This window comes from Rhodovulum viride, from assembly GCF_003265965.1.
In the GTDB taxonomy this organism is placed as follows: domain Bacteria; phylum Pseudomonadota; class Alphaproteobacteria; order Rhodobacterales; family Rhodobacteraceae; genus Rhodovulum; species Rhodovulum kholense.
The window spans coordinates 1-6933 of record NZ_MUAV01000052.1; the positions used below are offsets into that span (position 1 = coordinate 1).

At 68.6% G+C, this 6933-nt stretch carries 9 protein-coding genes; all 9 read left to right on the plus strand.

The genetic code is table 11. The features are described 5' to 3' along the window. The coding region (locus BYZ73_RS22960) for a hypothetical protein (protein WP_181498137.1) at positions 1-467 on the plus strand (467 nt) is incomplete at its 5' end. Further along, the gene (locus BYZ73_RS20320) at positions 467-793 is read left to right on the plus strand and encodes a hypothetical protein (RefSeq protein ID WP_112317458.1); all 327 of its coding nucleotides are present in this window, start codon (positions 467-469) and stop codon (positions 791-793) included. The genes BYZ73_RS22960 and BYZ73_RS20320, both read left to right, overlap by 1 nt. A gap of 1 nt (position 794) precedes the next feature. Continuing rightward, positions 795-2216 (plus strand): glycine-rich domain-containing protein, encoded by a 1422-nt coding sequence (locus BYZ73_RS20325; RefSeq protein WP_112317459.1) that lies wholly within the window; start codon positions 795-797, stop codon positions 2214-2216. Then, positions 2207-2545, plus strand: coding sequence for a hypothetical protein (locus BYZ73_RS20330; RefSeq protein ID WP_181498138.1), 339 nt, complete (start codon positions 2207-2209; stop codon positions 2543-2545). Before BYZ73_RS20325 ends, BYZ73_RS20330 begins: the two co-directional genes overlap by 10 nt. Before the next feature lie 85 nt (positions 2546-2630). Then, positions 2631-2867, plus strand: coding sequence for an HNH endonuclease (locus BYZ73_RS20335; RefSeq protein WP_245943251.1), 237 nt, complete (start codon positions 2631-2633; stop codon positions 2865-2867). Between the two features lie 95 nt (positions 2868-2962). Then, a complete protein-coding gene (locus BYZ73_RS20340; RefSeq protein ID WP_108028614.1) occupies positions 2963-3340 on the plus strand; it encodes a hypothetical protein in 378 nt (125 codons plus the stop codon). Beyond that, on the plus strand, positions 3309-5090 hold the full coding sequence (locus BYZ73_RS20345) for a terminase large subunit (RefSeq protein ID WP_112317461.1): 1782 nt from the start codon (positions 3309-3311) through the stop codon (positions 5088-5090). The genes BYZ73_RS20340 and BYZ73_RS20345 overlap by 32 nt, the downstream gene beginning before the upstream one ends. Beyond that, the gene (locus tag BYZ73_RS20350) at positions 5090-6337 is read left to right on the plus strand and encodes a phage portal protein (RefSeq protein WP_075788842.1); all 1248 of its coding nucleotides are present in this window, start codon (positions 5090-5092) and stop codon (positions 6335-6337) included. The genes BYZ73_RS20345 and BYZ73_RS20350 overlap by 1 nt, the downstream gene beginning before the upstream one ends. After that, a partial coding sequence (locus tag BYZ73_RS20355) for an HK97 family phage prohead protease (protein ID WP_112317462.1) occupies positions 6324-6933 on the plus strand: 610 nt, incomplete at its 3' end. The genes BYZ73_RS20350 and BYZ73_RS20355, both read left to right, overlap by 14 nt.

Genomic DNA, 6933 nt, shown 5'->3' on the forward strand with positions numbered 1-6933 from the left:
CCGCCGCCATGCCGCGCGCGGCCGAGGCGGTGATCGCCGCCGCCGATGCGCTGCGCTACATCCGCGATACCTCGGGCGACCTGCGCCTGCGCGAGCTCGACGGCGCCATCGAGGCGCTGCGCGCGGCCAAGCTCGCCTGCCTGACCGCTCTGGCCGAGGGCCAGAAACAGCCCGTGGCGGCCGAGGCCTTCATGGCCTCGCTCGGCGGTCCCGAGACGCTGGCCGCTTTCGGCGCGGCCCTGGCGCAGATCGACGCCGCCGCGATTGCCTGGAATGACAGCTGGGCTGCGTGGCTCGACACGCTGGCGTTCGCCGACCTGATCCAGCCCGCGACGATCCTGCGCGAGGGCGTCGAGACCCGCTACATCGCCCGCATCGAGGCGGTGTCGGGCGCCACGGCCGCCCCGCTCCGGCAGGCGCAGGCGCTGGCCGATCTGATCGCGGCGCTCGAAGCGACGGGGGCGTGATGCTGATCCTCGATCTCTTCCGCAGCCCCAGCGCCTTCCTGACCGACCCCTGGGGCCATGCCCGGAACCAGGCGGGGCATGCGCTGATCGTCGGCCTGTTGCCCGTGCTGCTGCTGGGCCCCTGGGCCGCGCTGCCGGTTCTCGCGGGCTATGTGCTGTGGGAGGTCGCGCAATGGCGGCTTTACGGGGCCGCGCCCTCGGACGGGCTCGAGGATCTGGCCTATGTCACCGGCGGGGTGCTGGCCGCGCTCTGGTGGCCCGTGCTGATCGTGCTGGTCCTGATGCTGGCCTCCGGAGTGCAATACCGGCGCGAGCTGAGAGGCTGAGGTGGCCTATGCCCGTATCTCGGCCGTCTCCGGGACCGGGGCGACCAAAACCACGGTCACCGTCGCGGGGACCAGTTTCGACATTTACGAATGCCCGTTCGATGCGCAGATCGACGTCGCAACGCCGGGCGATATCGACTACCTGATCGTCGGCGGCGGCGGGGCTTCGGCCCCGACCAGCTACGGCGCCTCGGGCGGCGGGTCCGGCGGCGACGTACTGGTGGGCACACAGGCGGTCCCGGCCGGGACGCTGGCGATCACGGTCGGGCTGGGTGGGACGTCAACCGCCTCGCAAGCAACTTCCGGGGGCGAAAGTTCCGCGCTTGGCCTGACCGCGCGTGGCGGCGGATATGGCGGCGGGTTTAGCAGCGGCGTGGCGATCCTGCCGACCGATGGCGGCGGGGGCGGATCGCGGGACGCGGACGACAGCATTTTCGGGGCAGCGCATCCGACCTCCTATCGGGGCGGCGACGGCACCCGGGTCAGCGGCGGGCGCAAGCATTCCGGCGGCGGGCGCGGGGCGGGCGGAAACGGCGGCGATGCCGATCCCGAGACCGGAGGCCTCGGCGGTCCCGGCGTCCTGTCGGCGATCACCGGTCTCTCTGTCGACTATGGCGCGGGCGGCACCGGCCGGGTCTGGATGCTCGACGTCAACGTGCCGACCGAGGCCGAGACGCCCAGCCTTCCGGGCCAAGGCGGCCCCGGCATCACGACGCGGAACTATATCCCGGGATCTCCGGGCGCGGGTGGTGTGGTCATTCTGCGCGTGGCGACCCCGGGCGCCAGCACGGCAGAGGAGATCGGCGGCGGGGCGGCGGCTTCGGCTGGATCGATCTCCGGGGGCGCGGTCGGTCAGACGCACCGGCTGGGCGGATCGGCCATCGCTTCGGCCCTGGCGGCCACGGGCGGCGATCTGCGGCAGACGCATGCCATAGGCGGTGGCGTGGTATCGGCACCGGCAGCCGTGGCGGGAGGTGGGCTAGGGCAGATCCACAGCATCGGCGGCGGATCGGTCACGGTGCAAGGGACCGTCACCGGCGGCGCCATCGGGGACATATCGGCGGTTCCGGGCGGCAGCATCGCCGCACAGGTGGCCATCACTGGCGGGGCTCTCGGTCAGACCCACCGGATCGGGGGCCGATCGATTGCGGCGCGGGCCACGGTGGCAGGCGGCACGCTGGCCCAGACCCATGCCCTCGCGGGCGGATCGGTGGCGGCGCGGATCGACGCGACCGGCGGCGCAGTCGCACAGACGCACCGGACCGGCGGCGGGGCCATCGCCTCGGCCGTCGCCATCACGGGCGGCGCCTACACACAGGGGCAAGTGTCCGGCCGACGCTGGGCACGGCCCGGGGACACGCCGGGCAGGGGCAAGATCCTGACCGGGCAGCAAGGCCCCGGCAGCCTGAGGGCATGGCAATGAGCACGACCTTCACCATCAAGCGGGGCGATACCTCACCCGGGCTCGAGTACCAGCTGCCGGGCTATGCCGCAGGCAGTGGTCTGCTGACCGGCGCCAGCGTCCGCTTTCTGATGCGCCCCTGGTGGGACCCATCTGCGGCGCTGGCCATCGACGCCCCCGCCACGGTACAGGACCCGGACGGCATTGTGCGTTACGCCTGGGCCGAAGGCGATACCGGCACGGCAGGCACCTATGCCGCCGAGGTCGAGATCACCTATGCCGATGGCGCGGTCGAGACCGTCCCGGCGGCGGGCTGGCTGATGATCCGCGTCACCGGCGAGGCGGGCTGAACCAATGGCGGGCCAGTGGAGAGACAGGCGAAGCGCCGCTGAGCGCGGATATGGCCGAGGGTGGAAGGCTCTCCGCAAGAGCGTGATGCAGCGAGACAGATGGCTGTGCCAGCCCTGCCTGCGCACGGGGCGCGTCACGCCCGCGACCGAGTGCGACCACGTCACGCCCAAGGCGCAGGGCGGCACCGATGACGAGGGGAACCTCCAGGCGATCTGTGCGGACTGCCACAAGGCCAAGACTGAGCGTGAGGCGGCCGAGGCGCAGGGGCGCAGGCTGCGGCCCAGCTTCGGTGAGGATGGGTGGCCGACCTGGCCTGAGTGACCGGGGGGGTGTTGAAAGTTCCCGGCTGGGGAGGCGGCAACCGGCGTGGGGAGGTTTCTTCTCGCATCCACAGTTCCACGAATGAGGGCAATCCCATGGCAAACCCGCGGCTGCCGGCCGATGTGGCGGCGGTAACGGGCGCTGCCGCGAAGAACCCGCAGCGTCACAAAGGGCGAGCGGCGCCGAAGGTGAAGGGCCTCGGCGACCCGCCAGCGTATCTCGGCGAGATCGAGCAGGAGGCCTGGCGGATGTTCGCGGATGAGATGCCGTGGCTCGGGGCAAGCGACCGGGCGATCACCGAGACCGCGTCACGCCTGCGCGCCCGGATGATGGCCGACCCGGCGATGGGCGTGAACGCGCTCGCGCAATTCCGTCTCTGCCTCTCTGCGATGGGTGGCACGCCGTCAGACAGAAGCAAGGTGGCTGCACCTGAGGAGCCTGATGACGACCCGGCCGACGCCTACTTCAACTGACCCCGCGACGGCCTATGCGCTGGACGTGGCGGCCGGGCGGATCGTGGCGGGGCCGCATGTCCGGGATGCCTGCAGGCGCCACCTGCGCGACCTCGAGGACGGGCCGGCGCGCGGGTTGGTATGGGACACGGCGGCGGCGGAACGGTTCTACGGGTTCTGCCGCGATGTGCTGCGGCTGAGCGAGGGGCAGTTCGACGGAACCCCGTTCGAGCTGGAGCCGTCGCAGAAGTTCATTTGCGGTTCGCTGTTCGGATGGAAGCGGTCGGACGGGTTCCGCCGGTTCCGGCGGGCCTATATCGAGCAGGGCAAGGGCAACGGCAAGTCGCCGATGGTCGGGGCCATCGGGCTTTACGGGCTGGTGGCCGATGGCGAGGCCGGGGCGCAGATCTATGCCGCAGGCGCGACCAAGGAGCAGGCGAGCATCCTGTTCCGTGACGCCGTGAACATGCTCGACAAGGCGCCGAGGCTTTCCGCGCGCATCCGGCGGAGCGGCGGGCCGGGGCGGGAATACAACCTGGCCCACCTGAAGAGCGGATCGTTCTTTCGGCCGGTGTCGCGGGAGACCAAGAAGACGGGCTCGGGGCCTCGCCCGCATTTCGCGCTCTGCGACGAGGTTCACGAGCACCCGGATGGCGGGGTGATCGAGATCCTGGAACGCGGGTTCAAGTTCCGGACCCAGCCGTTGCTGATCATGATCACCAACTCCGGCAGCGACCGGAAAAGCATCTGCTGGCAGGAGCGCAAGCACGCGGTCGCCGTTGCGGCTGGCGATGTCGAGGACGACACGACCTTCAGCTATGTCTGCGCGCTGGACGAGGGGGACGACCCCTTCACCGACCCGGGCTGCTGGATCAAGGCCAACCCGCTGCTGGGAGTGACGATCACGCCGGCCTATCTGGCGCTCCAGGTCAAGCAGGCACGAGACATCCCGGCCAAGGCCAACGGCATCCGCCGCCTGCACTTCTGCGAGTGGACGGACGCCGAGTCCGCATGGATCTCCCGGGCGGCGTGGGAGGCCATCGAGGACCACAGCCTGGTCCTCGACGATTTCGCCGGGCACCGCTGCTGTGCCGGGCTCGACCTCTCGGCCAAGGCGGACCTGACGGCGAAGGCGCTGATCTTCGAGGACGGGTTTGCCGAGGATGGAAAGCCGCTCTTTGCGGCATTCGTGCATGGCTACACGCCGGCCGACACGCTGCGGGCGCGTGCCGAGCGGGACGGGGCCCCTTACGATCTGTGGGTCGATGCGGGCTTTCTGACGGCAACGCCGGGCAAGAAGACCCGCCTCGATTTCGTGGCGCAGGATCTGCTGGATGATGTCGAGCGGTTCGACTTCGATTTCGTGGCGTACGACGCGTTCCTGATCGCGGATTTTGAGGCGATCATCGGGGACATGGGCGCCACGCTGCCGATGCTCGACCATCCGCAGGGCTGGAACAAGCGAAAGCGCGATACCGAAGATGGCGAGGAAATCACGCTCTGGATGCCGGGCAGCGTCGATGAGCTGGAGACGCTGATCCTCGAGAAGCGGCTTCGGGTGCATGTGAATCCGGCGCTTCGGGCCGCAGTGATGTCGGCCACGTTCGACCGCTCTCCGGCGGACCTGCGGCGGTTCACGAAACACAAGGCGACGGCGCGGATCGACATGGCGGTGGCCCTGGCGACGGCGGTTGGGGCCGCGACCGCGCGATCGGTCGGCGAGAAAGGTGGAAACATGGACGACTTTCTCGCTGCCCTGGAGGCTTCCTGATGGGCATCGGACAACGGATCGCCGGGTGGCTGCGGCCGGTGGAGCAGAAAGCCGACACGGTCAATCTGCTGCCCAAGGTCGAGGATGGGGCGCTTGCGGCGGCTCTCGGGGGCGGCGCGGGCCATGCCGGGGAGATCGTGACGGCACAGTCTTCCATGGCATTGTCCGCAGTATGGGCCTGCGCCAACCTGATTTCAGGCACCATTTCGTCCCTGCCATTCGAGGTGCGGCGGCGCGGCGGAAATGGCGTCGATGGGCTGGCGGACCTGCACCCGCTGCACTCGGTGATCTACGACAGCCCGAATTTCGACCAGACCGCACTTGATTTCTGGGACTATCTGAACCTGAGCATCGAGCTTTGGGGCAATGGCTACGCGCAGGTCGAGCGCAACGGATCGCGGGTGGTGGCTCTTTATCCGATCCACCCCGAGGCGGTTACGGTTCGGCGGCTCTCCTCCGGGGCTCTCGAATATCGCTGGACCCGCGACGGGAAAGCCCATGTCGGCGCGGATCGCGACGTTTTGCATATTCGTGGCCCCGGCGGCGATCCTCTCGGCGGCATGTCCACGCTGCAATTCGGGCGGCAGGCGTTTTCCTCGGCGCTGGCGGCCGATCGTGCGGCTGCCGGCATGTTCAAGAACGGTCTGCGCCCGAGCGGCGTGCTGAAGTTCGACAAGTGGTTGACGGCAGAACAGCGCGACCTGGTGGAGGCAAAGCTTCCGGAAAAGTATCTCGGCGCCATGAACGCCGGCCGCCCGTTCATTGCCGAGGGCGGGTTTGACTACCAGCATATCAGCATCTCGCCGGAAGATGCCCAGATGATCGAGACGCGGCAATTTTCGGTGGAGGAGATCTGCCGATATTTCGCGGTCCCGCCCGTCATGATTGGCCATGCGGGCGCATCGACGGCCTGGCCGACGAGCGTCGAGCAGCAAGGCCTCATCTTCCAGAAGTTCACTTTGCGGCGGCGCATCAAGCGCATCGAACAGGCGGTTGCGAAACAACTCCTGAGCGCGGCCGAGCGCGCGGCAGGGCTTTCCGTCCGCGTGAACATGGAGGCGCTGCTGCGCGGCTCCAGCGCCGAGCGGGCGACCTACTACCAGACGATGACGCAGATCGGCGCCATGACCATCAATCAGGTGCGTGGCCTTGAGGGAATGCCGCCGGTTGCTGGTGGCGACGTGCCGCGCATGCAGATGCAGAACGTGCCGATCACGGAAGCGGAGACGAACAATGGAGCACAGTGATTTCGCGCTTGAGCTGAAGGCGCTGACCGACGATGGCACCGTCGAGGGCTATGCCGCGATCTTCGGAAACGTCGATAACGGCGGCGACAAGATCGCCCCGGGCGCCTTCGTCGGGGGCATGACCAAGGCCAGGCAATCCGGTCGCAGCATCAAGATGCTGTGGAACCATGATCCGTATCAGCCCATCGGCGTGTGGGAGGATCTGGCCGAGGATGCGAAAGGCCTCTGGGGCAAGGGGCGGCTCGTCCTCGATGTAGCGAAGGCGCGGGAGATCCACGCCCTGATGAAGGCCGATGTGATCAGTGGCCTTTCAATCGGGTATCGCACCCGGGAAGCGGAGCCTGATGGCAATGTCCGTGTCATCAAGAAGGCGGACCTCTTCGAAATCTCGCCGGTCACCTTCCCGATGAACGAGCGGGCGCGGATCTCTGCCGTGAAGTCGGATGGGATGGACGACGTTGTGAACAAGCTCAAGGCCGGGGACCGGCTGACCGAGCGGGAGTTCGAACTGATGGTCAAGGGACTTGGCCTGTCGAACGCACAGGCGGAGCGCGCCGCGCGCATCCACCTCAAGGGGCCGGGGGAACCGGCCACAG

Excerpts from the sequence above, each read along its gene's own strand:
- BYZ73_RS20320 (WP_112317458.1), top strand. The coding sequence starts at position 467 with ATGCTGATCCTCGATCTCTTCCGCAGCCCCAGCGCCTTCCTGACCGAC.
- BYZ73_RS20330 (WP_181498138.1), top strand. The coding sequence starts at position 2,207 with ATGGCAATGAGCACGACCTTCACCATCAAGCGGGGCGATACCTCACCC.
- BYZ73_RS20335 (WP_245943251.1), top strand. The coding sequence starts at position 2,631 with ATGCAGCGAGACAGATGGCTGTGCCAGCCCTGCCTGCGCACGGGGCGC.
- BYZ73_RS20340 (WP_108028614.1), top strand. The coding sequence starts at position 2,963 with ATGGCAAACCCGCGGCTGCCGGCCGATGTGGCGGCGGTAACGGGCGCT.
- BYZ73_RS20345 (WP_112317461.1), top strand. The coding sequence starts at position 3,309 with ATGACGACCCGGCCGACGCCTACTTCAACTGACCCCGCGACGGCCTAT.
- BYZ73_RS20350 (WP_075788842.1), top strand. The coding sequence starts at position 5,090 with ATGGGCATCGGACAACGGATCGCCGGGTGGCTGCGGCCGGTGGAGCAG.